The following is a 522-nucleotide window of genomic DNA, read 5'->3' on the forward strand; positions in this document are numbered from 1 at the left end:
TGCGCGCGCATCGCCGGATCGGCTTCAGGCATCGGCGACAGGCCATGCAGCAGGGCACGAAAGTACAGCCCGGTGCCACCGGACAGAATCGGCATGCGGCCGCGCGCAATGATGTCGCGCACGGCCCGGGCAGCGTCGCCGGCGAACTCTGCCGCCGAATAGGTCTGCCACGGGTCGCGCACATCGAGCAGATGATGCGGGGCCTGCGCGCGCTCGGTGGCGTCGGGTTTGGCCGAACCGATATCCAGGCCGCGGTAGACCAGGGCCGAATCGACGCTGACGATCTCACCGTCCCACTGCTGGGCCAGCGCGATCGCGGTGGCGGTCTTGCCCGACGCGGTCGGCCCCATCACCGCGATCGCAAGCGGGCGTTGGTCGACGGCCATCAGTCCTCGTCCGGCCAGCGCGGAATCCCCGGTGCGGCCGGCGCCCGCGGCATCGGCACGGCATCCACCGCCGCCCACACCTTCAGGGCATCGACCGTGGCCGCGACATCGTGCACGCGCAGCAGCATTGCGCCGC

The 522-nt window shown here is 71.3% G+C and carries 1 protein-coding gene; it reads right to left on the bottom strand.

Features of this window, described 5'->3' with window-relative positions; all coding sequences use genetic code 11:
• Positions 1 to 386 (bottom strand): tRNA (adenosine(37)-N6)-dimethylallyltransferase (locus tag AAE045_RS24310; RefSeq protein WP_455549855.1); only part of this gene is annotated, 386 nt, incomplete at its 3' end.
• Positions 387 to 522 lie beyond the last annotated feature (136 nt).

It is taken from the genome of Dryocola clanedunensis (genome assembly GCF_038405435.1).
Classification (GTDB): Bacteria; Pseudomonadota; Gammaproteobacteria; order Enterobacterales; family Enterobacteriaceae; genus Dryocola; species Dryocola clanedunensis_A.